31 protein-coding genes and 1 tRNA gene are annotated in these 25,846 nt (G+C 57.6%); 24 read left to right on the top strand and 8 right to left on the bottom strand.

What is annotated here, in order from left to right; genetic code table 11:
- Positions 1–8 precede the first annotated feature (8 nt).
- From Q0778_RS07940 to Q0778_RS07885, 12 genes are read left to right on the top strand one after another with little or no spacing between them, the layout of a single operon-like run.
- Complete coding sequence (locus tag Q0778_RS07940; protein ID WP_298335294.1) at positions 9–500, top strand: hypothetical protein; 492 nt, start codon at positions 9–11, stop codon at positions 498–500.
- Between the two features lie 59 nt (positions 501–559).
- Positions 560–2,338 carry a hypothetical protein gene (locus tag Q0778_RS07935; protein WP_298335292.1) on the top strand — a complete coding sequence of 593 codons (1,779 nt, stop codon included), beginning with the start codon at positions 560–562 and terminating at the stop codon, positions 2,336–2,338.
- Between the two features lie 35 nt (positions 2,339–2,373).
- Positions 2,374–2,952 (top strand): flagellar basal body-associated FliL family protein, encoded by a 579-nt coding sequence (locus Q0778_RS07930; RefSeq protein ID WP_298307574.1) that lies wholly within the window; start codon positions 2,374–2,376, stop codon positions 2,950–2,952.
- A gap of 2 nt (positions 2,953–2,954) precedes the next feature.
- Positions 2,955–3,914 (top strand): flagellar motor switch protein FliM, encoded by a 960-nt coding sequence (locus tag Q0778_RS07925; RefSeq protein WP_298335290.1) that lies wholly within the window; start codon positions 2,955–2,957, stop codon positions 3,912–3,914.
- A complete protein-coding gene (locus Q0778_RS07920) occupies positions 3,911–4,318 on the top strand; it encodes a FliM/FliN family flagellar motor switch protein (protein ID WP_366519530.1) in 408 nt (135 codons plus the stop codon). The genes Q0778_RS07925 and Q0778_RS07920 overlap by 4 nt, the downstream gene beginning before the upstream one ends.
- Entirely contained in the window at positions 4,315–4,617 is a 303-nt protein-coding gene (locus Q0778_RS07915; protein WP_298307580.1) for a flagellar biosynthetic protein FliO, read from the top strand. Before Q0778_RS07920 ends, Q0778_RS07915 begins: the two co-directional genes overlap by 4 nt.
- Positions 4,618–4,670: 53 nt before the next feature.
- Positions 4,671–5,414: a flagellar type III secretion system pore protein FliP gene (gene fliP, locus Q0778_RS07910; protein ID WP_298335288.1), complete on the top strand. Its 744-nt coding sequence runs from the start codon at positions 4,671–4,673 to the stop codon at positions 5,412–5,414.
- Between the two features lie 14 nt (positions 5,415–5,428).
- On the top strand, positions 5,429–5,701 hold the full coding sequence (locus Q0778_RS07905; protein ID WP_298335286.1) for a flagellar biosynthetic protein FliQ: 273 nt from the start codon (positions 5,429–5,431) through the stop codon (positions 5,699–5,701).
- Between the two features lie 13 nt (positions 5,702–5,714).
- Positions 5,715–6,524, top strand: coding sequence for a flagellar biosynthetic protein FliR (locus tag Q0778_RS07900; RefSeq protein ID WP_298335284.1), 810 nt, complete (start codon positions 5,715–5,717; stop codon positions 6,522–6,524).
- A gap of 3 nt (positions 6,525–6,527) precedes the next feature.
- Positions 6,528–7,664: an EscU/YscU/HrcU family type III secretion system export apparatus switch protein gene (locus tag Q0778_RS07895; protein WP_298335282.1), complete on the top strand. Its 1,137-nt coding sequence runs from the start codon at positions 6,528–6,530 to the stop codon at positions 7,662–7,664.
- A 30-nt stretch (positions 7,665–7,694) separates the two neighbouring features.
- Positions 7,695–9,122 carry a flagellar filament capping protein FliD gene (fliD, locus tag Q0778_RS07890; RefSeq protein WP_298335280.1) on the top strand — a complete coding sequence of 476 codons (1,428 nt, stop codon included), beginning with the start codon at positions 7,695–7,697 and terminating at the stop codon, positions 9,120–9,122.
- Between the two features lie 15 nt (positions 9,123–9,137).
- The gene (locus Q0778_RS07885) at positions 9,138–9,512 is read left to right on the top strand and encodes a hypothetical protein (RefSeq protein WP_298335278.1); all 375 of its coding nucleotides are present in this window, start codon (positions 9,138–9,140) and stop codon (positions 9,510–9,512) included.
- On the opposite strand, the gene Q0778_RS07880 is transcribed toward Q0778_RS07885, so the two are convergent.
- Positions 9,509–10,378, bottom strand: coding sequence for an alpha/beta hydrolase (locus Q0778_RS07880; RefSeq protein ID WP_298307598.1), 870 nt, complete (start codon positions 10,376–10,378; stop codon positions 9,509–9,511). The two genes, Q0778_RS07885 and Q0778_RS07880, sit on opposite strands and share 4 nt — an antisense overlap.
- A 4-nt stretch (positions 10,379–10,382) precedes the next feature.
- The gene (nhaA, locus tag Q0778_RS07875) at positions 10,383–11,603 is read right to left on the bottom strand and encodes a Na+/H+ antiporter NhaA (protein ID WP_298307601.1); all 1,221 of its coding nucleotides are present in this window, start codon (positions 11,601–11,603) and stop codon (positions 10,383–10,385) included.
- Positions 11,604–11,843: 240 nt separating this feature from the next.
- Here nhaA and Q0778_RS07870 point away from each other — a divergent pair, with 240 nt between their 5' ends.
- Positions 11,844–12,353: a flavin reductase family protein gene (locus tag Q0778_RS07870; protein ID WP_298307604.1), complete on the top strand. Its 510-nt coding sequence runs from the start codon at positions 11,844–11,846 to the stop codon at positions 12,351–12,353.
- A gap of 24 nt (positions 12,354–12,377) precedes the next feature.
- Here Q0778_RS07870 and Q0778_RS07865 read toward each other — a convergent pair whose 3' ends face one another.
- On the bottom strand, positions 12,378–12,779 hold the full coding sequence (locus Q0778_RS07865; protein ID WP_298335276.1) for a PaaI family thioesterase: 402 nt from the start codon (positions 12,777–12,779) through the stop codon (positions 12,378–12,380).
- Between the two features lie 72 nt (positions 12,780–12,851).
- A tRNA-Leu gene (locus Q0778_RS07860) sits at positions 12,852–12,938 on the bottom strand.
- Positions 12,939–13,145: 207 nt separating this feature from the next.
- Between Q0778_RS07860 and Q0778_RS07855 the strand changes: the two genes are divergently transcribed.
- On the top strand, positions 13,146–13,388 hold the full coding sequence (locus Q0778_RS07855) for a hypothetical protein (RefSeq protein ID WP_298307685.1): 243 nt from the start codon (positions 13,146–13,148) through the stop codon (positions 13,386–13,388).
- A gap of 12 nt (positions 13,389–13,400) precedes the next feature.
- Here Q0778_RS07855 and Q0778_RS07850 read toward each other — a convergent pair whose 3' ends face one another.
- A complete protein-coding gene (locus Q0778_RS07850; protein ID WP_298335274.1) occupies positions 13,401–14,357 on the bottom strand; it encodes a zinc-ribbon domain-containing protein in 957 nt (318 codons plus the stop codon).
- Positions 14,358–14,521: 164 nt separating this feature from the next.
- Between Q0778_RS07850 and ftsE the strand changes: the two genes are divergently transcribed.
- Genes ftsE through Q0778_RS07830 form a run of 4 tightly spaced genes read left to right on the top strand, consistent with a single transcriptional unit; the run spans position 14,522 to position 17,502 of the window.
- Positions 14,522–15,289, top strand: a complete 768-nt coding sequence (gene ftsE, locus Q0778_RS07845; protein WP_298335272.1) for a cell division ATP-binding protein FtsE — start codon at positions 14,522–14,524, stop codon at positions 15,287–15,289.
- Positions 15,286–16,230, top strand: coding sequence for a cell division protein (locus tag Q0778_RS07840; RefSeq protein WP_298335270.1), 945 nt, complete (start codon positions 15,286–15,288; stop codon positions 16,228–16,230). The genes ftsE and Q0778_RS07840 overlap by 4 nt, the downstream gene beginning before the upstream one ends.
- A gap of 6 nt (positions 16,231–16,236) precedes the next feature.
- Positions 16,237–16,773, top strand: coding sequence for a YdcF family protein (locus Q0778_RS07835; protein ID WP_298307697.1), 537 nt, complete (start codon positions 16,237–16,239; stop codon positions 16,771–16,773).
- 9 nt (positions 16,774–16,782) lie between these two features.
- Entirely contained in the window at positions 16,783–17,502 is a 720-nt protein-coding gene (locus Q0778_RS07830) for a lysophospholipid acyltransferase family protein (RefSeq protein ID WP_298307700.1), read from the top strand.
- Between the two features lie 5 nt (positions 17,503–17,507).
- Here Q0778_RS07830 and Q0778_RS07825 read toward each other — a convergent pair whose 3' ends face one another.
- Both Q0778_RS07825 and hisC read right to left on the bottom strand, forming a co-directional pair.
- Positions 17,508–18,416 (bottom strand): prephenate/arogenate dehydrogenase family protein, encoded by a 909-nt coding sequence (locus Q0778_RS07825; protein WP_298335268.1) that lies wholly within the window; start codon positions 18,414–18,416, stop codon positions 17,508–17,510.
- Positions 18,413–19,537: a histidinol-phosphate transaminase gene (gene hisC / locus Q0778_RS07820; protein ID WP_298335266.1), complete on the bottom strand. Its 1,125-nt coding sequence runs from the start codon at positions 19,535–19,537 to the stop codon at positions 18,413–18,415. Before hisC ends, Q0778_RS07825 begins: the two co-directional genes overlap by 4 nt.
- Positions 19,538–19,621: 84 nt before the next feature.
- On the opposite strand from hisC, the gene Q0778_RS07815 reads away from it, so the two are divergent.
- Positions 19,622–20,719 (top strand): homoserine O-acetyltransferase, encoded by a 1,098-nt coding sequence (locus Q0778_RS07815; protein WP_298307708.1) that lies wholly within the window; start codon positions 19,622–19,624, stop codon positions 20,717–20,719.
- Complete coding sequence (gene metW, locus Q0778_RS07810) at positions 20,716–21,315, top strand: methionine biosynthesis protein MetW (protein ID WP_298307710.1); 600 nt, start codon at positions 20,716–20,718, stop codon at positions 21,313–21,315. The genes Q0778_RS07815 and metW overlap by 4 nt, the downstream gene beginning before the upstream one ends.
- Before the next feature lie 3 nt (positions 21,316–21,318).
- Here metW and Q0778_RS07805 read toward each other — a convergent pair whose 3' ends face one another.
- Positions 21,319–21,711: a VOC family protein gene (locus tag Q0778_RS07805; protein ID WP_298335264.1), complete on the bottom strand. Its 393-nt coding sequence runs from the start codon at positions 21,709–21,711 to the stop codon at positions 21,319–21,321.
- A gap of 137 nt (positions 21,712–21,848) precedes the next feature.
- Here Q0778_RS07805 and Q0778_RS07800 point away from each other — a divergent pair, with 137 nt between their 5' ends.
- From Q0778_RS07800 to Q0778_RS07785, 4 genes are all read left to right on the top strand, one after another.
- Entirely contained in the window at positions 21,849–22,241 is a 393-nt protein-coding gene (locus Q0778_RS07800) for a hypothetical protein (protein WP_298307716.1), read from the top strand.
- A 66-nt stretch (positions 22,242–22,307) separates the two neighbouring features.
- Positions 22,308–22,979, top strand: a complete 672-nt coding sequence (locus Q0778_RS07795) for a glutathione S-transferase family protein (protein ID WP_298336128.1) — start codon at positions 22,308–22,310, stop codon at positions 22,977–22,979.
- 74 nt (positions 22,980–23,053) lie between these two features.
- Positions 23,054–23,461 carry a peptide-methionine (R)-S-oxide reductase MsrB gene (msrB, locus tag Q0778_RS07790; protein ID WP_298307718.1) on the top strand — a complete coding sequence of 136 codons (408 nt, stop codon included), beginning with the start codon at positions 23,054–23,056 and terminating at the stop codon, positions 23,459–23,461.
- A 298-nt stretch (positions 23,462–23,759) separates the two neighbouring features.
- The gene (locus Q0778_RS07785; RefSeq protein WP_298308248.1) at positions 23,760–25,823 is read left to right on the top strand and encodes a PBP1A family penicillin-binding protein; all 2,064 of its coding nucleotides are present in this window, start codon (positions 23,760–23,762) and stop codon (positions 25,821–25,823) included.
- Positions 25,824–25,846: the final 23 nt, after the last annotated feature.

Below are 25,846 nucleotides of genomic sequence, written 5' to 3'. Positions count from 1 at the left end.
AGCCAAACATGAATGAAGAACGCCGTCTCAAAATTGCCAAGCGGCAATTGATGTTGGCGCGGATTGCTCGGCGCGAGGCGCGATTGTCGCTCGCCAATGCGATCTCCGATGAAGAGCGCAGCGCGCAAATCCATGCGCGAAGCTGCGACCTGCTACACGAATATGCCAAGCGCGTAAGCGAAGTGGGGCCCGCCGCGCAAAGTGACACATTGCAGATCAGTCTTGCATTTGTGCGCTCGCTTCAAGACATGAGCGACAATGCGCAAGATGCCCTTAAGGATGCCAGCGATCAGGCGGAATGGCAGGTGCGCGCACTCGCTGCGGCAGAGACAAGGATGAGTGCCCATGAAACCCGCTTGGGCCAGGAAAAGCGCGCTCTAAATGATCTGCGTGAGCGTCGCGAGGCGCCTCCTGAACTGACTGGCGCTTCAGGCATGGCACGCAAGTTGCAAAACCAAAGGAACGCCGGTGAAGCAGTGCCCCGTAGGGGCAATCGCTGAGCCATAACCTTGAATGAACGTGGCGGCTTTAGCAGTGCGCCCAGCCATGGACCGAAGCCATGATCCAGTCCCTTGCCGACTTCACCGTCGCTCCGATCGCGCCCACATCGAGCATCGCGCCTAAAGAACTGGTTGGGAGCACTAACTTTTCGTTGTTCCTGAATGATATCCACGCAGTAAGTGCGCAGCCAGCCGAAGCTTTGACGCTACCCAACAGGGAAGATGGAGCAGGCCATCGAATGACTCGATCTGGTCATAAGGCTCGGCTTGAAACGGAGGAGACCGCTACCGGCAACGCGTTTCCGCAATCCGGCACGCGCTTGCCGAGTAGCGTGCGAGGCGATGAGGTGACCCTCGTTGACGATCCCATGCAGAATTCGCCGGCAAGCACTCTTCGATTTGGTGCAAGCGGGTCCGATTTTAGCCAAGAACGAGCTGAGCGTGTGCAAGATGGTTTTATTCGTCCTCCGGCAAAACCGGCAGCTTCTGCGGAGATGGGGTACGTTGCCACATCAAAACAGGCTCAATCTGGTGTGAACAAGACCAGTCTCTCGCCCGCGCCAAATCCAATTCCTGAACCTTCGGCAATGGACGTCACCGTAAGTGCCAAGAATGCTTCTTCAGAAAGCGCTCCGGGTTCGGAGGTTCGCGTGAGATCAAAACCGATTGAGAGCCCGTCATTGGAGCAGCCCCGCAAAAGTGCTCCAAATCTCACTGTAGGCGCAAAGCTTAACGGACTCGAGATCGTTAAAGAGCAGAGTCAAGCCGATCCAATGCATTACTCGCCGAAAGATCAGGCGGATGCCAAACAGGCGGAGGCTTCAAAGACACAGCTGAACAGCGTTGGCCATGCCTCGCAGCGCAAGTCACCCGATCCGATTGCACTCACGAAAGAGCGCGACCAGACTGGGCGACCTTTGCATATCGAGTTAGCAGCGTCTCAGCCTGGGGCTGCGGCCGTTCAGGTGGGTTTGCTTGCTAAGGGCGACGCCTCGCCTGCCAAGCCGATATTACGCTCAGAAAAGCGCTTGGCCGTTGAGCAGGCGGTGAGAAAGACTGCAACGGCCTTGTTTGCCTTGGCAAACCATGCGTCGGGCGGAGCCACCTCACCATCCACACAGTTGGGTCAGTTGCAGCCAGGAGTCGAATCAAACCACGCCCCGCGCCAACACAACGCTGCCATTGCCAACGGGGTCGCACCGGCATCACTGCCCACTTCGCAAACACCAATTGAAGCCGCTACGGTGCAGTCTTCCGCGAGCCAGCTCCCATTCCCAGCAATGCCTGTTTCACCCCAAGCCGGCACTCCAACGCCGATCACAGATCCGATCACAGCCATTCGTCTTTCAGCCCAACTCGAAAGTACAATAGAACAGCTCACCGAAACTCGGAGTGCGGCTCAGGCGAAGCGTCCTGAATTGACAATGCGACACCACGAATTCGGCGCGATCACCATGCGGCTCGACGCAACAGGTGGCGACCTGCGTGCCACGCTGTCAGCCCGCGATCCGGGCTTTGTACCCGCGATCCAGACTGCGCTGACTGAACGTAGCGTGGTCGCGAGCAGTGACACGGCCAGCACCGCGCAGAAAGGCCACGATCAACAGAGCGCTCAAGGCAATGCGCACAGCGGGTCTCAATCGGGTCCATTCACTGCGTCGCAGGGTCAGGGGTGGAATTTTGGTGGGTCCTACGGGTCTTCCACAGGGGCAGGTCAAGGAACGTCTCAACCATACGCAGGGCAAACCACTGCTCAAGATGACGACTTCGGTTCGGATCGCGGCGGCAGGATCGGTCGTGATGACGGACCCGGGGGAGAGGGCGAGCTTTTCGCCTGACTCTCACCCACAATACAGCAGGGAAGCAAACTCACATGTCTGACGCAAAAGCCGAAGAAGGAGACGACGCTAAGAAAGGTGGCGGCGGAATGAAAATGGTCATTGGCATCGTCGTCGCGCTCGGTGTGGGCGCGGGCGGTGCCTATGGCGCTTTTGCTGCTGGTCTGATCGGAGACAGCGGTGAGAGCGGTCCCAACCATCCTGAATTGGTGCGCAAGGGCGAATCCGACCCCTATCCGATGCCAGGTGGGGACGCGGAGGATGGCGCCGTTGTGTACGGCGAAGGCGGGAACGAGTTTCGAACCGCTTACTACACCTTCGAAGACAGCTTCACCTCAAACCTTGCCGATTCCGCCGGGCTGATTCAGGTTGAATTGGCCGCCTCAACCCAGCGTGATGGACGCGTGCTGCAATGGGTGCACAATCATCAGCTAGCGATCCGTTCGGCGATTTTGGTCCAGCTCTCAGCGACACCTGAACAAGACCTCTACTCCGTCGAAGGTAAGGCAGCGCTCGCCAAACGGTTGACGGGTGCGATCAATGAAGTGCTTGAAGAGAATGAGGGCTTTGGTGGCGTTGAAAACGTCCATTTCAAAGGATTGCTCGTCCAATGAACATGACAGGCACCTTTGCAGATGATTTTGCTAGATCGCGCCCTGTCGCACAGCATTGCACCGAGCTGACATGGCGCGGTCCGCGTCCGGATGAGCGCAAGGGGGCGGTCACCGCGTGGCTCCGTGATTTGTCAAGCGATATGGCGCAAGAGCTGGGGCAGATATTGCAAGGTGATAAGCTCGATGTGACTATCAGCGAGCCTAAAATCATGACCGGCGCAGAAGTGTTTGAGAAGATCGGCCCGATTGCGATCAACACTCTGCTGCGTATTGGATCCGGCGACCAAACGGTATTGCTTAGCCTCGACTATGCGACCGCAGTCGCGCTTACCGATTGTTCCTTCGGAGGTGAGGGGGCAAAGCCCGAGAAAGGACCTTCGGAGTTACCGCGTTCGGCTGGATTGCTGGTCGAACAATTCGCGGCCACCATGGCTCAGGTGATTGCTATGGCGCAAGGCACGGGAGAGCCCGCGCGTGGCGATGTTCTGGTGCGCAGCGAGAGCGTAGTGCGTCTGAAACCCTTTAGCACAGAGGCCGAGATTTCGGTCATGGAAGTGTCGTTGGCTCAAGGGGGGTCTGCGGAATGGGAGATGCTGCTCGCTCTTCCGCATGAACGGCTCGATGAACTTCTGCCCAAGACCAATTCCAACCGTTCGCTCTCGTGCCCAGAGATCTCGGGCAGCAAGCGCGGCGATGCCTATGCAGGTCTCCCACTAGTACTGGAAGCCGTGCTGAGTGAGATTGAGATGCCGATCGGCAAGCTAGAACGGCTCGCTCCGGGTGACGAGATCGCCCTCAATATCCCGCGCGAACTGCCATTGCGGATTGGTGATGACGTGTTTGCGCACGGTGTCTTCGGCACTTTTGATAACCATATGGCGTTGCGCCTTACCAGCGTTTCCCATTCGGCCGTACGCAGCGATCAGGGCGCGGCGCGCGCTCGATTCAGGGGGGCAGCATGATGAGTGCGCTTGGAAAGACACTGAATCCGGCGCTTCAAAGGCTCGGCGCGGTTTCCGTTCGGCTTTCGGTTGAGCTTGGCCGCACCAATATGGCGCTGAGAGACGTGCTAACCCTTGCAGAGGGAAGCGTTGTTTCGCTCGACCGGCTGACCGACGAACTGCTCGACATCACCGCCAATGGGCAAGTGATCGCGCATGGTGAGGTCATCGCACAGGACGGCAGGTTCGCGCTTCGTATCGTCAATCTTGCAGGCGGTGAAGATTCGCTTCCTGCTGGCCCCAGTGGCGGCCCAAAGCCGGATATCCCCAACCAAGCGGAGATCGGGCCATCCGAGCATGCCCCCCAAGGGCAGAAACCCGAAGAGCCAGCGCCTATAGCGCCAGAGAAAGACGCCTCCGAATGATGGCCGACTACCTCTTGCGTCTCGCGCTTCTCCTGCCTCTTCTAGGAGTGATGATCTGGGGAAGCCTTAAGCTCACGCGCTATTTGCAGACCCGGCTTGTCGGATTGCAGGGGGGATCTGGGACGCTTGAGCTGGTTGAGACGAGTCTGCTTGCGCCAGGCCTCAAACTCGCTGTGGTGCGCTTTCACAATCGCGAGATCCTGCTGGGCTGTTCGCGAGCCGGCATCGTGCGGCTGGGTGAGGCGCAGGGAGATGAGCGGGCTGAGACCCTGACGCTGCCGCCCAAGTCTGAGGTGTAGCTGTGAGCGTGTTTTTGCGCCTTGCAAAGCCCTTGGGCCTATGCGCGTTAACCATGATTGCGCTCGTCGATCCTGCACTCGCGGCCGTTCCAGTCGCGGAGCCAGATGCCGCCGGAATCGGCAGCGCGTTCGAGCGTGCCTTGAGCGCTGATGGTGCGGGTGAAGATACGCCCCTAAGCTTCTCGATCCAGCTGCTGCTCTTGATGAGCATGCTCACCATCTTGCCGTCGATCGTGCTGATGATGACTTCATTCCTGCGCATTTTGATTGTGCTCTCAATCCTGCGTCAGGCTCTGGGCCTCCAAGGATCGCCGCCGACGCAAGTGCTCGTCGGTCTCTCGCTCTTCCTCTCGCTCTTTATCATGGCACCCACCATCGACACGGTGAACACGGTGGCGATCGCGCCTTACGCGAGCGGTGCTTTGGAAGCCGATGCAGCCATCGCGGCAGCAGGAGAGGCTTTCCATGAGTTCATGCTGCGCCAGACACGGGAGGCCAATCTTCTGATGTTCGCCGATATTGCGGGCTTAAGCACATTCGAAGATCGGGAAGACATTCCCTTCTCGATCCTGCTTCCCTCGTTTGTGACGAGTGAGCTGGAAACCGCGTTTCAAATCGGTTTTATGATCTTCCTGCCCTTCCTCGTGATTGATCTGGTGGTGGCGAGCGTGCTGATGAGCCTGGGCATGATGATGCTCTCACCCACCATTATTTCTCTGCCTTTCAAGCTCTTGCTCTTCGTCCTCGTCGACGGCTGGTCGCTTTTGATGGGCAGCCTCGCGATGAGTTTCGGATAGGAGGGGGCGACCCCATGCAAGAAGACGCACAACTTTTGGCGCTTGCCGACCGGACCTTATGGGTGACCGCGCTGATCGTCGGCCCTGTGCTGATATCTGCGCTCGCTACAGGCCTCGTTGTCGGCATTATCCAGGCTGCAACCTCAGTGAACGAGCAAACGCTGACCTTCGTGCCCAAGCTCGCGATCACTGCGGTTGTGTTCGTTATCCTCGGCAGCACGATGATGGCGCTCCTTGGCGATTTCACCCGCGAGATTTTCGCTCAGGTCGCTGGTATGGCGGGATAGGGGCGCTGGTCCTATGACCTTCCTCGACCTTGGTTTCGATACGCTGCTTGAGCAATTGTGGCAGCTGCTCTTCCTCTCGATCCGATGCGGTGCGGCAATGATCGCTGCACCCATGGTCGGGGGCATGGTGATGCCCGCCATGGCGCGGTTAATGGCGGCCTTCGTAATCGCGATCTTTGTCGGAGTTTGGATCCCGGTTCCCGAGCTTCCTGACATGCTCAGTTTCGCTGCGATTTTGGCGGTGTTGCAAGAGGTTATCATCGGAGCGGCGCTTGGATTCGTATTGCAAATCGCGTTTGCCGTGCCGCTTATTGCTGCCGAGCAAATAGCCGGTACAATGGGCCTTGCCATTGCGACCTCAATCGACCCCGCTAGCGGCGCGCAGTCGGGCGCCTTGGGAAGCTTCTTCGGGCTGATCCTTACGCTTCTATTCTACATCATTGGCGGACATCTCTTATGGTTCCGCCTGATCATGGAAAGCTATCGCTTTATGCCTGCGGGCATTACAGCATTTGGTGGGGTCGAGGCACAGAGTATTGTGACCTTTGCGGGCTATTGCATCGCGACCGCCGCAGCGATTTCTCTGCCGGTCATTCTGGTTTTGCTCTGCGTACAACTGATAACCGGAACCATCTCGCGCGCGGCTCCTGCGTTGAACCTGTTTGCGCTTGGCTTGCCGGCGGGAACGCTTGCGGGGATCACAGCGATGATTGTTGTGATGCCGATCTTTGTCGAGCAATTCACTGACCTACTCCAAGCGGCCCTAGAGCAGTCTGCAGCAATCTTCACACCCGGTTTGGATGGCTTAGGAAGGTCTGGCTAACCGATGGCTGAGGAGACCTCGGGTGAAAAGAGGTTCGATCCCACACCCAAGCGTAAGGCCGATGCCGCGCAAAAGGGCGATGTGCTGCGCTCCAGGGAGGTCGCGACTGCCGTCGCCATGACTGTCGGGACCGCTATGCTCGCGATCGTCGGTCCATGGCTGTTCGAAGGGGTCAAAGGCGTGGCGCTTGCCAGTTTCCAGTTCGAGATTGACCGGACGCGGGAATTTGATCCGGCCATATTGGCTATGCGAGCGGGAACTGCGGTCCTCCCGCCTATTCTGGTGATTGGGATCACCGTCACGCTCATTACTGTGAGCGTGCAACTGCTTCTTGGTGAGGGGCGTTTCGTCCTGCAAAACCTCAAACCCAAAGGCCAGCGGATCAATCCCTTAAGCGGCTTGAAGCGGATTTTTGGGACACAGGGCATGATTGAGTTGGGCAAGTCGATCCTCAAACTCACACTTTTGGGATCGGTCGCTGGTTATTGGATTTACACGACGCTCGATAGCTTGCTCGGGATGGGCCGGTCCTCTTTGGAAACTCAGCTTGCTTACGCATGGGAGGCGGCAGCTTCGCTCACTTTCTTGCTGGTCATAGGCCTCGCTGTCATCGCCATGGTCGACTATCCAATCCAAGCGTTTCAGCGCAATAAACGCCTCAAAATGAGCTTTGAGGACCTCAAGAACGAGACCAAACAGGCCGAGGGATCTCCCGAAATGAAATCGGCGCGTCGTCAACGGCAACGTGACCTTGCGCGTGGCAGTTTTGGCAAGGCGATGAAAGATGCTCAGTTCGTGGTCGTCAACCCGATGCATTTTTCGGTTGCCATGACTTATGATCCCGAGCTTGCCCCCGCTCCAGTGGTGCTGGCCAAAGGGCGCGGCGAAACCGCATGGGCGATGCGCGAAATGGCGGGAGAGATGGGCCTGCCGGTGCTTGAATACCCCAGCCTTGCACGTGCAGTCTATTTCACGACCCGGCCCAATCAGATGGTGCGTGAAGAGCTTTATATTGCCATCGCCGCGCTCGTTGCTTTTGTGCTGTCGTTGAAGCGCGGAGAGCGCCCGATAATGCCGCAAGTGGATGTACCGGAAGACCTGCGCTTCGATGCCGATGGGAAGCCCGAAAAAACTGCTTAAGCAATTCTCGAAATAGCCGTTCTGAGCCTCATGGAAAACCAAGGCTCCTCCATCATCTCAGCGCTTGGCGCTGGCAGCGGCATTGATTTTATTCAGCTGGCGAACGATTTGTCGGAGGCTTCATTTGAGCCACGGCGCGCCAATCTTGAATCGCGCAATGCGTCGCTCGAAGTGCAAATATCGGCGGCTGCGCTGATCCGCTCTTCGCTTAATGATTTGGCGAGTGCTTTGGGAGACCGGGTGCGCAATGGCGATCTTTCGCCTCAACCAAACCTGGCCAGTCCTACTGTGGCTGATGTGACGACCACCACTGGGATTGCGCCACAAGGAAGCTATTCGCTCGAAGTAAGCCAACTTGCGCAAGGCCAAACCCTTGCTCTGCAAAGCTATGGGGCGGGCAGCGATTTGGTGGGGGAAGGGACGCTCAATATCCGCTTCGGGTCTGTCAGCGGAGCAAGCTTTACTGAAGACACCGAACAGACGGCTCTCGCGATCGACGTGACCGCCGACGACACGCTGGACTCACTTGCCGCGAAGATCTCCAATGGCAGCGACGGCAAGCTATTCGCCTATGTCGCTGAAGGCTCAAACGGCGCGCAATTGGTGATCAAGGGGAAAGATGGCGCACCGAACGGCTTTGTACTCGAACCCACCAGCGCTGGCGGCAGTGCCACGCCCGGCGATCTCTCATATCTTGCATGGAACCCCGCAAGCGATGCAGGTGAATTACGCCAAGCGTCCCAGGATGCGGTTTTCAGGCTCGACACGGTTGAGCTGACGAGCTCCTCCAACACGGTCACGGGCCTGCCGGAAGGGATCGGCCTCACGCTCAACGAGACGAATATCGGCACTCCTACCACCTTGAGCTTCGAAACCAATGATGGTGCGATCAGCGCGGTGATGACCGATTTTGTCGCGGCGTTGAACGATGTGGTCAGCTTGCTCAGTCAGGAAGCGTCTGGCCTGGGAAGCACACTCAACAATGATTCAGGTGCGCGTGGATTGCGGGCCGACCTCTCTGCACTTGCAAACGAAGTGGTGATGCCCGGCGCAGAGGATGGCGAGCCCTCAACGCTGGGCGATCTCGGCTTATCAATAACGCGAGACGGTACATTTGAACTCGACACGGCACGCCTGAATGAAACGCTGACCTCTTCTCCTGATGGGGCTGCTGCAATGTTTACTGCCGGGGCGTTTGGCGTTTTTGCTACAATCGACGGGCTGGCCCGCGACAACACATTGTTCTCCGATCCGGGCTCGCTGGGTGGCTCTATTGCCCGCTATGAAGCGCAGATCGAACGCAATGATGAGCGCCTTGCCCGTGTCGCTGAAAATCAGGAGAGCTTGCGCAACCGCCTCACCCGCAGCTTTATCGCGGCACAAAGCAATGTGACCGCATCACAAAGCACGCTGAGCTTCCTTGAGCAGCAAATCGAAGCCTTCAACCAATCAAACTAAGAGAGATTAGCAACGATGATGCCATTCTCTGAAGGAGCGGCGAAGGCCTATCGCAGGGTGGACTTGGACGCGCGGATTGAGGCATCTGCGGGAGAAGATTTGACCCGCATCTGCCTCGAAGAGGCGGTCGCGTCGCTGGGTCAGGCTTTGGTGGTTATCGAGCATACACCGGGCAAGGTTCCTCGCGATCTGCTTTCTCGCGCCCACGGCATCACGGTCTGGCTTGCCAGAGGCGTGTCGACAGACAATCCCCTGTTCGGTCCTTTAACCCAATTCTATGGCGGTGTTGCAGCAACCATTGCTCGCAATATGACCCGTAGCTCTCCCTTGGATCTTGTCAGGGCGCGCGATGATTTGAGCGCGCTGCTGCAAGCGGCGCGCTCGGCTTAGTCCGTCATCGCCTCGCGGACGATGCGGGCTGCGTCATCGGGATCTTGGAACGGGTGGAAATGGGTCATGTCGGAACGATCCATATCTATTCCGTTTGGCATGCTTTCAGCCAGCCCCGGCCAGGTTGGCGAGCCCTTAAAGTCGCGCGCCTGAGTGCGCATTGCGCGAACCACCGTGGTGGGCACTTGCAACGAGGCAGCTGCTTCTAAGGCCGGTGCTCCTGAAAGGCTCGACATGTACATGCTCGCTTCCATCTCAGGCGCGCAAGCAAGCTCGAACCCGCCGTCTTCGAGCGGTGTCAGACCAAAGCGGCAGTAGTTTTCAAACACATCACGGCGAAAAAGACAGTAGGGATCGCGCGTCTCAAACCGCGTCATCATCTCTTCGATCGAGGCAAAGTTCCGTTTACGCTTAGCTGCAGGATGCATCTGGTCTTGAGAAAAGCCAGCGACCTTCAAATCGTAAAACTGGGGGTCGAGTACCACCGGATCGAACAAAACGAGCGATTTGAAAGTGTTTGGTCGCGCGGCTGCCGCACGCAGGATGGCGTGTCCTCCCATCGAATGGCCCATGCCGACTGCGCCCTTAAGACCCAGTCGGTCAATCAGGACGACCAATTCATCAACCACGATTTGCCAGTCTTGCAATGGATCGCCGCCCGATGCCCCATGGCCGTGCATATCAACCGCGATCACCCGGTGTTCGGAGAATTGTGCAGCAATGGGATCATAGCAGCGCCCGTGGAATCCGGTCGCGTGAGCGATCAGAAGGACGGGCGCATCAGCGCTCGCCGACCATTCGTGATAAGCAAGGGTAACCTTGCCAGCCTCGATATGGTGCAAGTCAGGTTCTCTCGTATCGAGCATCTCGTCAGGCGCTCTGCACGGCCGCTTCCTCTTTTGGCAAGTGATCATTGCTCGGAACCTCGTCAGGAAGCGCTGATTTGAGCAGGAAGTACCCTGCAAAAGCCGCCACCAGTGACCCGGAAAGCACGCCCAGCTTGACCGCGTCAATGAGCGCCGGATCGACAAATGCGAGGTTGCCGATGAACAGGCTCATGGTGAAGCCAATCGCGGCAAGCAGAGAAAGCCCATGGATCTTGCGCCAACTAACGCCCTCGGGAAGCCTGGCAAAGCCCGCCTTCACCGCGACCCAGGCAAAGCCGACAATGCCGACCTGCTTGCCGATTAAGAGGCCGAGCGCGATCCCCAAGGGAAGTGGTTGCAACAGATCGGCGGGCGACAGGCCGAACAGGCTGACCCCGGCATTGGCAAAGCCGAAGATCGGGATGATCACGAAGGCTACCCATTTGTGCAGACCATGTTCCATATGTTCGAGCAGCTTTGAGCCATCGCGCGCCACAACCGGCACCATCATCGCGGCCGTCACGCCTGCCAAAGTGGCATGGACCCCTGATTTCAGGACAAAGACCCACATGATGACGGTTAGCAGCACATAGGGAATAGAGGAGGAAATCTTGAGCCGTCCCAGCACGAACAGCAGCGCCAGCATTGCCGCGCCCCCGCCCAACATATCGAGCTTGATCTCGCCAGTGTAGAACAGAGCGATCACCGTGATTGCGCCAATATCGTCGATCACCGCGATGGCCAGCAACAAGGCCTTCATCGCGACCGGCACGCGCGGCCCCAACAGCGACAAGATGCCAAGCGCAAAGGCAATATCAGTCGCGGCCGGAATGGCCCACCCGCTTATGCTTTCAGGTGAATTCCAATTGATGCCGACATAGATCAACGCCGGAATCGCCATGCCGCCAACTGCCGCGACCAAGGGCAGCGAGGCCTTGTCCCAGCTGGACAACTGACCCGTCAGGATTTCGCGCTTCACTTCCAATCCGATGAGGAAGAAGAAGATCGCCATCAGGCCATCGTTGATCCACAGGAGCAGCGATTTGTTAATCGCAAAATCGCCGAAGGAGACGTTAAGCTTGGTCGAAAGCGTACCGAAATAGGCATCAGCCAGCGGACTGTTGGCGATCAAAAGCGCCAGGCCCGCAGCTACAATCAATACGATCCCGCCGGCGCTTTCTTGCTTTAGGAAGTCTTTGAGGGCCGTACTCACACGGTCGATCATTACAATGTCCCTGAATAAAGGTCTTGTCTTACCTTACTAATTCTCCAACTCAATGTGAGTTCCATTGGCGCAATAGCAATAGGCCGACCGGCGTAGGCCTGTTGTGCATAGCTTACTATCGAGATGGGAACCGGGCCGCCGAGTACGCATTGACAATTGCACAGCATCAGTCGAACGCGCGGGTGCATTTATCATTTCGCGCTGGGGGAAACCCCGCCTACAAGCATCGGAGCCCCTTTTTTGCGCGATCCCCAGAACCCAACCCCGCCGAGTTCAGCGGACTTTCGCAACGCGATGGGCCATTTCCCGACGGGTGTTTGCGTTGTCGCTTTGGAAGCGGACGGGGGTGATATCGCCGCAATGACGATCAATTCCTTCGTCTCAGTTTCGCTTGAGCCTTTGCTTGTATGCTGGAGCCTTCACAACGATTCGGGCCGATTTGACCTGTTTGCGAGAGCGGGACAATTTACCATCAGCATCCTCAACGCTGAGCAGGGCGAGCAGGCCCTGGCCTATGCGTCTCGCGGCAATAGCGCGGTGCGAGAGGGCGATTTTGAGCTGAACAGCGAAGGCCTGCCTGTCATCAGAGGCGCGCTGTCTACCTTTCAATGCCGCGCGCACACAACCCATCTAGCGGGCGATCATACTATGATCCTTGGAGAAGTGACCGCGCTCAGTGGTCCAGCGGACGTTGGCGGAAAGGCACTCGGCTTTTACGAGGGCGAGTTTATCAGCCTACCGCAAGACTGAACACCTCAAGCTAAGCTCGTAAACTCAATACAGTATCATCTGAGTACAGCGGAATAATGCGCATTTACGCCCCGTTTCCTTGTGGGTCACGGTTGAGCTCCACACTTGCGTTGTCCTGCCCAAATGATCGGCTTCCGCGCGGCCAATCAGCGTGCCCTCACTCGCCGTACCGAGGAAGTTCGATTTCAACTCTATCGTGGTGTAGCCCTTGGCCCCTTCGGGAAGGACATTACCCGCTGCAAAACCGCAAACGCTGTCAGCCAAAGCAATCATCGAAGCAGCGTGCAGCGCATTCGCTCCTGAACGCAAGTGATGCTGTTTGATCACCATCTTAGCCTCGAGCCAGCCCTCGCCTTCGTCGATAAGCGTGATGCCCATATGCGGGACAAAGCCGCCAGCCGAGGGGTGGAAGCGTGAATCTGTCATGGTCCACAGCTATACAGATAGGGCGTAAACAAACGATAGCTCGCTCTCTCGTACAGTGTATGTCCGGAAATTTGGTGCGGTCGAGAAGACTCGAACTTCCACGGGCGTTAGCCCACAACGACCTCAACGTTGCGCGTCTACCAGTTCCGCCACGACCGCACTCTGGGTAAGCAGGGGATCACGATTTTCACGCATCGCCCTCGGTAGGAGCGCGCCACTAGCAAGGGGCTGGTCCCCGTGCAAGAGCTTTGATGCATAGGTGCGATTTAACGACTGCAATTAGCCTGTGTGAGCTCGGTGTCCCGCATTGGGATACGGTTTCTAACGGACTTGTGAGGATGGTGAATGCGTCGATAACCATCGCGTATGAGCCTTGCCGCTACCCTCTTGATCCTCGCGCAAAGCGCCGTCCCGCAAGCGGTCGAAGCAACGACTGCGAGGACCCGACCGGTGGCTGTTCAGGTGCGCGCCAGCGCTCGCGTGATCCGCCCCGTTCGCATTGAATTCTCAAGCTTTGAGAGGGCTGTACGGCAGCCTGTCGATCCGAAAGCCCCCGAGATGCAGCGTGCCCGCGACGCCCAAGGCACGCCTTGGATCGAGTTCAGCTGAATTGATGCTGTTTCAGGCAGGTGACCAGCCGATTTCGGCTGCTTGCGCAGTGGCGGGAATGTCGGTGATCGCTTCGGTTACGTTCAGACTCTCGCCCGGTGCCAATTCACGTTTCGAGGGCACTACGACCCAAGAATAGACATTCTTCTCGCGCGCGTCGCGGAAAACGATCAGCAGGCTCGGCACATTCATGGTCTCCTGCCCGACATTGTTGATCGTGCCTCGGACCTGGAAAATCTCCTCTCCGCTATCGAGCACTTCCTTGCGCTGCTGCTCGGCCGGAAAGTCGAGTTCGAGATCAGCTTTGCCAATCCCGAATTCAGGCCGCTGGATCGGAACCCAATCAGGCAGGCCGTAATAATTTACCGCAACGACGGTGCCGGTCGCCAAAAGGGCAAAGACGGCGGCAGCAAGTGTCCACATTTTGAGTGAATTGCGCCGACGAGTGAACGGTGGGCGATACTCGAAGCTTGAGGCCTCTTCTTCATATTCGTCATTGCCAAATGCGCTGTCAGCATGATCGTAGTAGTGATCATCATCGTCTGCATTGGCCAATGGATCATTAGAGCCAGAATAACTCTCTTCTTCGACGGGCGGTGCGCTATCGTCTCCCGGTGCACCCTCATCTTCATCACTCGCATTGCGATCCTCGCTGCGCCAGTGATCGACTGATGGTGCAGGGACATTTGCCGTCTCGGTCGAGGTCGGAACCGGTGGTGGAGGAGGCGGAGTTGCCGGTTCTGGAGACGGAGGTGGCGGCTCTTCCGACTCTGCCTCTTCAGTAGGCGTAGCGGCGGCAACGGGCTTTTCATCCTCGGTGTCTAGCTCAAGCAGCTCTGGCTCCTGAAACCAGCTGTGCTTGCATTTGGCGCAGCGAACCGTGCGCCCTTCCGGCCCGATGGCTGTCTCGGGTACAACATAGCGTGTTCCGCAAGCAGGACAGGAGATGATCATTGCGCAAAAATGCATGAATCACACTGCGTCGGGGCACAAGGGCAAGATGCTGAGTGCAGTGCAAAACTCGCCCTTTTTCCACATGGAAGCACGATTCCGAATGACACTGGTCGAAATGCCGGGGTTTTGCGACGCGCACGGGCTTCCCCAAGCTAACCCACGCTGATAAATCTAAGGTCATGACCGAGAGGCCCTCTGAAATCGTCAAATTCGACAATGTCGGGCTTCGCTATGGCACCGATGCGGAAGTGCTGTCGGATGTGTCCTTCACTTTGTTTCCAGGAAGTTTTTACTTCCTCACAGGCGCGAGCGGCGCGGGAAAGACCAGCCTCTTAAAGCTTCTCTATCTGGCTCAGCGGCCTTCGCGTGGGAGCATTCGCATGTTCGGCAAGGACATGATCACCCTGCCTCGTGGTCGCTTGCCTGATTTCAGGCGGCGCCTTGGCGTTGTGTTTCAGAACTTCCGTCTGGTCCAGCACCTTTCAGCTTTCGACAATGTTGCCCTCCCTTTGCGGCTGGCTGGGACCGATGAGGCCAAGGTGCAGCGATCTGTTGGCGACATGCTTGAATGGGTGGGGCTTTCTCACCGTATGCACGCGATCCCAGAGACTATGTCGGGCGGGGAGCAGCAACGCGTGGCTATTGCCAGAGCGGTAATTGCGCGTCCCCAGGTCCTGATCGCTGACGAGCCGACCGGCAACGTCGATCCGGAAATGGCGCTCAAGTTGTTGCGGCTGTTCGAGGCGCTCAACCACCGCGTGGGAACGACAGTCATTGTTGCGACCCACGATGTCCACTTGCTCAAGAAAGTGCCAGATTCCCTGATCATGCGGCTCAACAAAGGGCGCTTGTCCGATCCCACTGGAGCCTTGCGCTATCCGCCCGCGCCCAAGTCAAAACCAGCGGCGACTGGCTCGCGCACCGATAGTCTTGGAGCAGCCAAGTGAGCGCTCCCCCTGTCCCCGAAGAGGTTGGCCAAGAGTTGGGCCTTGGTCCTGTGAAAGAGGTCACCACCATCTTGGCACCTCCTGCGCGCCTCAGCGGGCCGATTCCCTGGGTGATCGCTATCCTTATCGCTCTGGTTGTGATCGCGGCAGCTGGTGGGCTCTCGCTACGCAATCTCGCGGACAATGCGCGAGCAGACTTGGCTGATGCTGTGACAGTGCAGATTATCGAGGCCGGCTTGGATGATCGCACCGCGCAGACTGAGGCAGCAGCAACCGCATTGGGCGCGCATCCGTTAGTCACCTCCGTCCGAGTCGTGCCAGAAACGGAGCTGCAAGCATTACTCGAGCCTTGGCTTGGTGTGAGCGTGGCGAGCGACAATGTGCCGATTCCTGCGTTGATCGATGTTGAGCTCTCGCGCAGCGCATCCACGGATGAGCTCGCTCAATTGCAATCGGCACTCGACACTGCATTGGAGCCTTTGGGTGGCGAGGCGCGTGTCGATGCGCAATCGCAATGGCTGCGCCCCGTCTATGATGCGCTCTCTGCACTCCAATATCTCGCGCTCGCTCTAATTACCCTTGTGTCGATCGCAACCGCATCCGCTGTATGGCTCGCCGCGCGCAATGCCTTCATAAATCACCGCGAGACGGTGGAGATTGTCCACTTGCTGGGTGGGACTGACGCGCAAGTCACTCGCATCTTTGAGCGTTCTGTTTTGCGCGAAGCGGCCTTTGGCGCTGTCATCGGTCTGCTAGTTGGCCTCGCTGCGCTGTGGCTTTTGGGACAGCAGTTTGCCAGCCTCGACAGCGGCATGGTGAGCAGCGGCGGGCTGGCGCTCACTGATTGGCTTATCATTGCCGCCATTCCTGTCGGAGGCGTTATGCTTGCGCTCATCACCGGGCGTATAACAATCGGCTATGCTTTAAGGTCTATGTTGTAGAGGCTCATGAAGACATTTCGTTATCTCGCTGCTGCGACGCTGATGGTTTGGGCGCTTGGCTTTTTGTGGTTCACCGTGGCCCTGCCGCAGCCTGCTGGTGCGGAGAAGACCGATGCTGTGATCGTGCCCACGGGCGGCGCTGGTCGCATCGCGCAAGGTCTGGCAGTACTCGACCAAGAACTGGCCGAACGGATGCTGGTCACCGGTGTCGATCCGGAAGTCACTCCCGAAGAGTTCGCCGCGGAATTCGAAGTGCCAGATGCGCAAATGGATTGCTGTGTCAGCCTTGGTTTCATGGCTGTCGATACGCGTGGCAATGCCACAGAAACCGCTGCATGGGTTGAACAGAAACAGGTCACCTCACTGCGCCTTGTGACGACCGATTGGCATATGCGGCGCGCTGCTGGTGAGCTGTCCCGAACGTTGCCCGAAAACGTCACTGTTGTGCGCGATGCGGTTCCGTCCGCCCCGAGCCTTGCCAGCCTCTTCCTTGAATATCACAAGCTAATCGCCAGTTTTATAGCTGGGATCTTTGGTTATTGAGTTGAGCGTTTGGCCCTATTTCGCAACATCTTCTTCTATCCGCTTTTTTACGGGTTCAGCGCAGTTCTGGTCGTCGCATCAGTGCTTGCCATCCCTTTTGGACGCGGTGCATTGAAGAGAGTTGTGGCGATTTGGGGTGACTGGCATTTCTGGTGTGTTGAGAACATCCTTGGAATCTCAATCGTCCAAGAAGGCGTTATCCCCGACGAGCCCGTACTGATTGCTGTAAAGCATGAGAGCTTCTTTGAAGCGATTGATATGCCGCGACTGTTCAGTTTTCCCACGGTTTTTGCCAAGCGTGAGTTGTTCTGGATACCCGGTTGGGGTTTTTCGGCGAAGGTCTATGGGCTTGTACCTGTTGCCCGAGACAAAGGGGCACGAGCTTTGCGTGAGATGATCGCAACGGCCAAGCTGCGGATTGGAGAAGGGCGACCGCTCGTGATCTTTCCTGAAGGCACCCGCGTGCCTCATGGGAAGGAGCCGCCGCTGCAATCTGGTTTCGCGGGGATCTATAAGTTGCTGGGCTTGCCTGTAGTCCCGGTTGCGGTGAACAGTGGGCCCTTTTACCATCGCCTGATCAAGCTGCCGGGCACAATCACCTATCGCGTAGGTGAAACCATTCCCGCGGGGCTTCCCCGCGCAGAGATGGAGCGCCGTGTGCACCGCGCGATCAATGCGCTGAATACCGGCGAGAGCGTGCCGTCAAGTTCACTTCAAGCGAGCGTGTGAATCCATCAAATGTGATCTTTGCGCCCAAAGTCTGGACGGCCGTCATCCTGACCTTCTTCGATCACCTGACGCCGGATCGCGCGGGTGCGGGAGAAGAGGTTGTGCAAGGTGTCGCCATCGCCTGAGCGGATCGCACGCTGAAGGGCGGTTAGGTCCTCGGTAAAGCGCCCCAGAACCTCCAACACAGCGCCCTTGTTATTCAGGAATACATCGCGCCACATGACGGGGTCAGAGGCGGCAATCCGGGTGAAGTCCCGGAAACCCCCGGCGGAATATTTGATCACTTCAGAGCGCGTCACTTCTTCCAGGTCGCTCGCCGTGCCCACGATCGTGTAGGCGATAAGGTGCGGAATGTGGCTGGTGACTGCGAGCACCAAATCGTGATGCTCGGCATCCATAATCTCAACCATTGCGCCGAGCTTGGTCCAAAAATCCGAAAGCGCTTCAACGGCTGCCTGATCAACACCTTCGGGCGGCGTCAGAATGCACCAGCGATTGACAAAGAGCGAGGCAAAGCCAGCTTCCGGCCCGCTTTGCTCGGTGCCCGCTACGGGGTGCGCAGGGATGACAATATGTCCAGGAAGCGCTTTGGCGAGTGCCTTCGCAACACTTTCCTTCGACGAGCCCACGTCCGAGATGATCGCGCCGCGCTTCAAATGCGGAGCAAGTTCGTTCGCGGTGGCTTCCATCGCGCCGACGGGCACGCAGAGAATGACTAGATCGGCATCGGCCAATGCGTCTTGAGCATTGCCGCACACCTCGCCGACCAGCCCTCGTGCTGCGGCGCGGATGCGCACTTGTTCATCGCGGTCATACCCTCTGGTCGCGATTTTAGGCAATTGCTCCTCGATCGCCAATCCGACCGAACCGCCTAGGAGGCCCAGCCCGATAATTGCAACGCGCTCGAAACTCATGATGCTTCTCCGCACAGGGTCCGGAGGGTCGCAATAACCTGTTCCATATCCTCCGACTTGCCAATCGTGATACGCAGCGCATCGGGCAGGCCTTGTGTGGGCAAGTGACGCACCGCGTAGCCAGCGCCAGCAAGCGCGTCGAGCGCGGCCTCCGCTGTAACATCGCCCTCAAAGCGAACCAGCAGGAAGTTAGCTTCGCTTGGTACGCAGGTTAGACCGTGATTGCCCAACGCTGCGATGGCGGCTGCAAACTTGGTTCGCTCGGCCGAGTTATGATCGCGGCTGGCGCGGACGAAGTCCTGGTCGCCAACCGCCGTCAGCGCGGCTTTCTGACCGCCGGTCGTTACGTTGAACGGACCCCGAATACGGTTGATTGCGTCAATCACATGCGGCGCGCCGGTTGCCCAGCCGATACGTTCGGCGGCGAGCCCGTAGATCTTGGAGAAGGTTCGCGTCACCAGCACATTTTCATACTGCGCAGCCAGGCCAAAGCCGACACGCTGGAACTCTGGTGCAAGGTACTCGCCATAGGCTTCATCAATCACCAGAAGCACATCTTCGGGCAACAATGCGTGTAGGCGCTCGACTTCGCTCGGCGGCAGCCAAGTCCCTGTGGGATTGTTGGGATTGGCAAGAAATACGACGCGGGTGCTTTCCGTCACCGCTGCTAAAAGCGCATCGACATCGGCGGTGAAATTTGTGTCGTTGACCTCTACCGGCACCGCGCCGCACCGGCGTGCGGCAATGTCATAAACGGCAAAGGAGTGACGCGAGAACATCACTTCGTCGCCAGCGCCTGCGAAAGCTTGGGCTGCCAGATTGAGCAATTCATCCGAACCTGTCCCGCATGCAATCCGTGCGGGATCGAGACTGTGGAGCTCGGCCAGTGCCATGCGCAGATCCTTGGAATCAGGGTCTGGATAAGGCGCCGCACCCGCTTCGGCACCTCGAGGGTTTGCAAGCGCCTCCAATGCGGCTGGCGATGAGCCTAACGGATTCTCATTTGCCGACAGCTTCACCAACGCGCGTCCATCCCTGCCACTCGACTTTCCGGGAACATAGGCATGGATGCCCATGATGTAGGGCTTGGGTTCTGGACGCCGTGTCGCTGTCTTTGTCATAGCGGGAGGCGCGATAACGGCTAAGCGCCTTCAAGAACAGCCCAATTGACATGTATGGAGTGCTCCCCCAAGTCGCTGGCCAATATGACCCTCCTGCTTGCCTCGAAAACTTTTGCAATCCCAGAGCCCCTTCCGCTCGATAGCGGGCAGGTGCTTGAGGCTGCTGAGATTGCTTACGAGACCTATGGTGAGCTCAATGCGGACAGGTCGAACGCGATCCTTTTGTGCCATGCGCTGACAGGTGACCAATATGTCGCGAGCAACCATCCTATCACCGGCAAACCGGGCTGGTGGGAGCGCATGGTAGGGCCGGGAAAACCCATCGATACAGACCGTTTTCATGTCATCTGCGCCAATGTGATTGGCTCATGTATGGGCTCGACCGGTCCTGCTTCGATTGGGCCCGATGGACAGCCCTATGGAATGCGTTTTCCGGTTATCACCATTCGCGATATGATGCGCGGGATCGTCGCCCTTCTCGATGGTTTGGGCATTGAAAAGTTGCATACGGTCGTGGGCGGCTCGATGGGTGGAATGCAGGCACTGAGCTTGGCCGCTAACTGGCCCGAGCGTGCAGAACGCGTGCTGGTGCTTGCTTCCACCGCTCGCCATTCGGCCCAGAATATCGCCTTTCATGAGCTTGGTCGCCAAGCCATCATGGCCGATCCGAACTGGGCCGACGGCGCTTACTATGGCGGAGACGCGAAGCCTGACAACGGCTTGGCCGTGGCCCGAATGGCCGCGCATATCACCTATCTTTCTGAGGAAGGGCTAACTGAGAAGTTCGGTCGCCGTTTGCAGGATAGGGACTCTAAGAGTTTCGGTTTCGAGGCTGATTTTCAAGTTGAAAGCTACCTTCGTTATCAGGGCAGCGGTTTTACCCAGCGCTTTGATGCGAACTCCTACCTCTACATCACCCGCGCGATGGATTATTTCGACCTGGCCGAAGAACATGGCGGTAAGCTCGCAGATGCTTTCGCTGGCACCTCAGCCCGTTTCTGCCTGGTGAGTTTTGACACAGACTGGCTTTATCCGACCGCTGAAAGCCGACACGTGGTGCATGCTCTCAACGCAACCAGCGCCAAGGTGAGCTTTGTTGAGCTCAGTGCAAGCGCAGGGCACGACAGTTTCTTGCTTCCTCACGATCAGCTTGACCGTGTTGTGCGGGGGTTTGTCGAATGAGCGCGTTACGTTTCGACCTAGCTGCAATTGCCGATCAGATTGGCCGCGAAAAGAAGGGCGCGCGGGTGCTCGATGTGGGCTGCGGAGATGGCGCCTTGATGGCAGCGTTGGCAGCAGAACATGGTGCCGATGTGCGCGGAGTTGAACTAGACCCTGTGAAGGTAGAGCGCTGCGTCGCACGCGGTCTTTCCGTAATTCAGGGCGATGCCAACACCGACCTGGCCAATTACCCCGACAAAAGCTTCGACTTTGCTGTGTTGAGCCGCACGCTTCAGACCACCAATCGCCCGGATCAGGTGCTCGGGGAGCTCTTGCGGGTTGCGGATGTGGCGTTTGTGTCATTCCCAAACTTTGCCCATTGGGGCACGCGCGCAGCATTGATGTTCGGGGGTAAAATGCCTGTCACCAATGCTCTGCCGGTGAGCTGGTATGAGACAGAGAATATCCACCATGTTACGGTGGAGGACTTCCGCGCTTTGGCAGCAGAAAAAAACGCGAAGATTTCCCGAGAATGGAATTTCGCAAATGAGCGCGCCATCAGCCCCTTGGGAGCCAATTGGCGCGCTGAATATGCCGTGTTTCAGCTAAATCGTTGAGAATTAGCCCGGGCGATGGATACCGCAGATTTTGTGGCCGTCGGGATCAGTGAAATAGCATAGATACATGGGACCCATGCTGCCTTCGCGAAGTCCGGGAGGGTCTTCTGAACTTGAGCCGCCATTGGCAACTGCCGCATCGTGGAATTCTTGCAGTTGCTCTGGCGAGTCGCAGGCAAAACCAACAGTGAAGCCATTTGCAGTCGTTGCTGGCTCGCCATTGATTGGCTCGCTGACTGAGAACGTGCTGCCATTGTGCATGTAGAACAAGCGAGTTTGCCCAGTGTCATTGACATGAACCATTGGCTCCTTAGCGCCAAGCACACTCAGGACTGCGTTATAAAATGACTTAGATTTTTCGATATCGTTCGAACCGATCATCGTGTGATTGAGCATGAAATGCGTACTCCTCTCATGGATGGGACGAAGGAGACCTAGGAACCCTTGCAGAGCTCGGCAAGGCGTAATGTTGAATGTGGCAGGCAACTCAATCGGTAGTCGCAGGTTCAGGAGTTGTCGGCTAAAGGGCGTGCATGACATTTTCGTTCATTGCCGCGCTTATCACGCCATTCGCGCTTCAGTCAGCCACACCTGCTCCGGCAGCACCTACCAGTTTTGCCGATCTTCCCATCGAACAGACGACTGCCCCGCGCTGCGGAACGGCTTTTGCTATTGTCCAAGGATGGCAAGAGGCGGGCGACGAGCGGGGTGCCGCTTGGCCGAATATGGAAGAGGCGAACGCACGCGAGTTTTTCCTAACCGCTATGGTGCGTCTGATCGATGCCTACACTCTTGACCGGAGCGACGTAACGCGCCTGGTCGAGGCGGAAAAAGCGCGACATCAGGCTGACAACTTCGTTTCAGTTGAAGCGATGATGCCTGCCTGTCTTGCGCTTATAGAGGCAAGTTCGACCAAAGCCCGGTGATAGGCAGCGAATCGCGCCTCAACCTTGTGGATTTTGACGGCGGATTGCGGCATGACTGCGCCCACGATGTGGCAGCTCTACCAATTCCCTTTATGTCCGTTTTCTCGTAAGATCCGGCTTCTCATGGGTGAGAAGGGAATCGCTTACGATCTGGTGCGCGAAGAGCCCTGGAATCCGTCCGAGATGTTCCACAACCTCAACGCGGCCGGCACGACGCCGGTTGTTGTGCATCAGGAAAAGAACATCACGCTCGCTGACAGTAGGGCGATTGGTGAATATTTCGAAGAGACAGTCGACACATCTCCCATGATAAATGGGACAGCGGCCAACCGGGCCGAAATACGCCGTCTGGTCGCTCTATTCGATGAGAATTTCTACACCGATGTGACTGCACCTTTGCTGTTGGAACGGATGACCAAGCGCCTGGTTTACAAGCAGCCTCCAAACAGCTCGGCGCTGCGTGAAGCGATGAAGAATGCGCATGGGCATTTGGACTATATGGACTGGCTGATTGATAACCGCCCTTGGCTGGCAGGCTCCACCATGAGTCTGGCCGATTTGTCCGCCGCTGCACAAATCAGTGTTGCTGATTACCTTGGCGGGATCGATTGGAAAGGCCACGACCAGACGCGCGGCTGGTATTCGGTGTTCAAAAGCCGACCAAGTTTCCGCCCGCTGCTGACCGAGCGCATGGATGTGATTACGCCGCCTGCCCATTACGCACTGGTTGACGGATAGGAGCCGGGACTCTTTGGCCTTGCGCCTTGGGTTCGGTGTACCGATATTTATCTCATCAGAGATGAGGGCCCCTAATGACCGATGATCCTAGAACGGTAACCGAAGAGGAATGGCGCGAGCGCCTTAGTGCCGAGCAGTTCCATGTTCTGCGCGAAGCAGGGACCGAGCGGGCTTTCACCGGCAAGTACGACAAGTTTTATGAGAACGGCGAGTATATGTGCGCAGCTTGCGGCACGCGTCTGTTCATCAGCGCTGCCAAGTATAACAGCGGTTGCGGTTGGCCCGCCTTCACCAAACCCGCTGATTCCGATGTGATTGACGAGCACCGCGATGTCTCATTTGGCATGATCCGCACCGAAGTGCGCTGCGGCAAATGCAATGGCCATTTGGGTCATGTCTTCCCCGACGGACCACCCGAACAAGGCGGGCTTCGCTACTGCATCAACTCTGCTGCACTCGAGTTCGCGCCCGAGGAAGGCTGAACTCAGTCTCTCTTTTGCGGTGAAACTGCACCATTGGGTGTAGAAGGCGACCATCTTATGGGGATGAGCCGCGCGCCTGTGTTCACGCGCCGTTACAAGTTCTTTATGCAGGAGATGCAAGTTAATGGGTTGGTGGCCGCGAAGGGTTCAATAGATCTGAATGTCGAATCGAGGTGACAACCTCCAGAACAAGGGCAAGCGTGGCTCACGCCGCGCTGCGACCGAGCGCGCGTCATCGGGCAAATCAAAGAACTCGTCTTCGAAAAAGAAGAAGGCTGCTGCGAAAGCCCCCTCACTAATGTGGAAATGGACCAAGAGAGTTGCGATCTTCGGCACACTCGGAGCCCTCTTGGGTGCTGTGTTCCTCGCCTTTGCGGTGGGATTCGCCGCGCGCACGCTTCCAAGCTTTTACCAACTGAAATCGAGCCAAGCCGGGCAAACAATCCGGGTGCTTTCGCGCGATGGTAGTGAGATCGTAGAGATTGGTCCGAGCTTTGGTGAATGGCTTGATCACGACGATATTCCACAGAACATGCGCAACGCCATGATCGCGGTGGAAGACAAACGTTTTTACTCGCACTTTGGCGTTGATCCCGTGCGTACGACTGGAGCGATTGTCGAAGGGTTCACTGGAGCACGCTCACGGGTTGGGGGCACTTCGACGATTAGTCAGCAATTGGCACGCAATCTGTTCTTGAGCTCCAACCGCACCTTTGATCGCAAGGCGCGCGAGGCGGTCCTCGCGATGGCGCTCGAATGGAAGTTTTCCAAAGAGCAGATCCTCGAGCTTTATCTCAACAAGGTCTATTTTGGTGGCGGTGCCTATGGTGTCGACAGCGCGAGCCGCAAGTTCTTCAGCCACCCCGGCAGAGAACTGAGCGTTGCTGAAGCCTCGATCATCGCTGGTCTTGTGAAGGCACCAAGCCGTTACTCCCCAACCGCCGATGTGCAAGCCGCAGTCGACCGCGCGGCCGTGGTGCTGCGATTGATGCGTGAGCAAGGCTATATCACTGCCGATCAGGCTTCGGTTGATGTCGATGCGGTTCAATTGAAGCAACAGGCGGGGCAAAACTCGGTACGTTATTTCACTGATTATGTGCTGCCGCAGCTCGACCTGATCCTGCCGGAGACCAATGCGCCCTTGGAGGTATGGACCACGCTCGACGTGGGCATGCAGCGCGCCGCGACCGCTGCCGTCGCGGCGAATTCTCCTGACGGTGCGCAAGGGGCGTTGGTGAGCCTCGATCGCGATGGCGCGATCCTCGCTTTGGTAGGCGGCACCGACTATGTTGAAAGCAATTTCAACCGTGCGACCGATGCGATGCGTCAGCCGGGGTCTTCCTGGAAACTGTTCGTCTATCTGGCCGCCCTGGAGGCCGGATACACGCCCGATGACAAGGTCGTCGACACGCCGGTGACCATCGATGGGTGGAGTCCGCGCAATTCCAATGGACGCAATGTAGGCGAGACCAATCTGCGCACCTCCTTTGCCTTTTCGATTAACACAGTCGCGGCGCAGCTTGGCAATGAGGTGGGCTTTGGCACAGTCGCTTCGATGGCTCGGCGTTTTGGGATCAGCTCGCCCGTTTCGACATTCCCATCCATGGTGCTGGGTGCCTCCGAAGTGCGTCTGCTTGAAATGACGCAAGCTTTCGCCGGGATTTCTGCAAGGGGCATGGCGGTGCAGCCTTATGGTATTTCCAAAGTGGTGACCGCGGATGGCGAAACCATCTACAGCCGAAAGAAGCCGCGCGAAAGCAAGCTGGTACCCGACTATGTGGCCGCTGGCATCACTGATCTACTGCAAGCTGCCGTGCAAACTGGCACAGGCCGCGCGGCGCAGATCGGGCGACCGGTGGCGGGCAAAACCGGCACCACCAGCTCCAACAAGGATGGTTGGTTTGTCGGTTTCTCCAGCGGTATCACCACGGGTGTTTGGATGGGGCGCGACGACGCGAAGAGAGTGTCAGGGCTTCAAGGTGGCCGTGCGCCAGCGCGCGCCTTTGCTGCTTACATGCGCTATGCTGTGAAAGACCGCGCGGTGGAGGAATTCGACATCGAATTGAACCTGCCCGAATGGCAGCTAGAGCCCGATGAAGAAGCGCTATTTGGCGATCCGGATGACTATTACTTCATCGATGAGCAGGGTAATCTGATCGAGCCGGGTCGCGGCGACCCAGAGAGCCCAGCGTTCGATATCGAAGGTGAGCGACCGCTAGGCCCGGTTGAAGAGCCACCTGCCGCAGTTACTGATGATTTTCTTGAGGAGGCGATAGGCGGAGCGCCCAGCTCGCCTCCGCCGGAGCCGCCAAGGTCAGTATCGGACCCGAATTTCTTACGGGAAGATGATCCGCCGTCATAGCTGGTCGCCGTCAGGGTCCGCAT

Source organism: uncultured Erythrobacter sp. (genome assembly GCF_947502395.1).
GTDB lineage: Bacteria > Pseudomonadota > Alphaproteobacteria > Sphingomonadales > Sphingomonadaceae > Erythrobacter.
This window is presented reverse-complemented; position numbering and strand designations above follow the sequence as displayed.

Coding starts and splice junctions, on each gene's coding strand:
- Q0778_RS07895 (WP_298335282.1), top strand. CDS start 6,528: ATGGCTGAGGAGACCTCGGGTGAAAAGAGGTTCGATCCCACACCCAAG.
- hisC (WP_298335266.1), bottom strand. CDS start 19,537: ATGACAAAGACAGCGACACGGCGTCCAGAACCCAAGCCCTACATCATG.
- Q0778_RS07835 (WP_298307697.1), top strand. CDS start 16,237: ATGAAGACATTTCGTTATCTCGCTGCTGCGACGCTGATGGTTTGGGCG.
- Q0778_RS07855 (WP_298307685.1), top strand. CDS start 13,146: ATGAGCCTTGCCGCTACCCTCTTGATCCTCGCGCAAAGCGCCGTCCCG.
- Q0778_RS07850 (WP_298335274.1), bottom strand. CDS start 14,357: ATGCATTTTTGCGCAATGATCATCTCCTGTCCTGCTTGCGGAACACGC.
- Q0778_RS07805 (WP_298335264.1), bottom strand. CDS start 21,711: ATGCTCAATCACACGATGATCGGTTCGAACGATATCGAAAAATCTAAG.
- Q0778_RS07915 (WP_298307580.1), top strand. CDS start 4,315: ATGATGGCCGACTACCTCTTGCGTCTCGCGCTTCTCCTGCCTCTTCTA.
- Q0778_RS07930 (WP_298307574.1), top strand. CDS start 2,374: ATGTCTGACGCAAAAGCCGAAGAAGGAGACGACGCTAAGAAAGGTGGC.
- Q0778_RS07785 (WP_298308248.1), top strand. CDS start 23,760: ATGTGGAAATGGACCAAGAGAGTTGCGATCTTCGGCACACTCGGAGCC.
- Q0778_RS07920 (WP_366519530.1), top strand. CDS start 3,911: ATGATGAGTGCGCTTGGAAAGACACTGAATCCGGCGCTTCAAAGGCTC.
- metW (WP_298307710.1), top strand. CDS start 20,716: ATGAGCGCGTTACGTTTCGACCTAGCTGCAATTGCCGATCAGATTGGC.
- fliP (WP_298335288.1), top strand. CDS start 4,671: ATGATTGCGCTCGTCGATCCTGCACTCGCGGCCGTTCCAGTCGCGGAG.
- ftsE (WP_298335272.1), top strand. CDS start 14,522: ATGACCGAGAGGCCCTCTGAAATCGTCAAATTCGACAATGTCGGGCTT.
- Q0778_RS07825 (WP_298335268.1), bottom strand. CDS start 18,416: ATGAGTTTCGAGCGCGTTGCAATTATCGGGCTGGGCCTCCTAGGCGGT.
- fliD (WP_298335280.1), top strand. CDS start 7,695: ATGGAAAACCAAGGCTCCTCCATCATCTCAGCGCTTGGCGCTGGCAGC.
- Q0778_RS07935 (WP_298335292.1), top strand. CDS start 560: ATGATCCAGTCCCTTGCCGACTTCACCGTCGCTCCGATCGCGCCCACA.
- Q0778_RS07800 (WP_298307716.1), top strand. CDS start 21,849: ATGACATTTTCGTTCATTGCCGCGCTTATCACGCCATTCGCGCTTCAG.
- Q0778_RS07880 (WP_298307598.1), bottom strand. CDS start 10,378: ATGCTCGATACGAGAGAACCTGACTTGCACCATATCGAGGCTGGCAAG.
- Q0778_RS07795 (WP_298336128.1), top strand. CDS start 22,308: ATGTGGCAGCTCTACCAATTCCCTTTATGTCCGTTTTCTCGTAAGATC.
- Q0778_RS07885 (WP_298335278.1), top strand. CDS start 9,138: ATGATGCCATTCTCTGAAGGAGCGGCGAAGGCCTATCGCAGGGTGGAC.
- Q0778_RS07865 (WP_298335276.1), bottom strand. CDS start 12,779: ATGACAGATTCACGCTTCCACCCCTCGGCTGGCGGCTTTGTCCCGCAT.
- Q0778_RS07905 (WP_298335286.1), top strand. CDS start 5,429: ATGCAAGAAGACGCACAACTTTTGGCGCTTGCCGACCGGACCTTATGG.
- Q0778_RS07940 (WP_298335294.1), top strand. CDS start 9: ATGAATGAAGAACGCCGTCTCAAAATTGCCAAGCGGCAATTGATGTTG.
- Q0778_RS07925 (WP_298335290.1), top strand. CDS start 2,955: ATGACAGGCACCTTTGCAGATGATTTTGCTAGATCGCGCCCTGTCGCA.
- Q0778_RS07815 (WP_298307708.1), top strand. CDS start 19,622: ATGACCCTCCTGCTTGCCTCGAAAACTTTTGCAATCCCAGAGCCCCTT.
- msrB (WP_298307718.1), top strand. CDS start 23,054: ATGACCGATGATCCTAGAACGGTAACCGAAGAGGAATGGCGCGAGCGC.
- Q0778_RS07900 (WP_298335284.1), top strand. CDS start 5,715: ATGACCTTCCTCGACCTTGGTTTCGATACGCTGCTTGAGCAATTGTGG.
- nhaA (WP_298307601.1), bottom strand. CDS start 11,603: ATGATCGACCGTGTGAGTACGGCCCTCAAAGACTTCCTAAAGCAAGAA.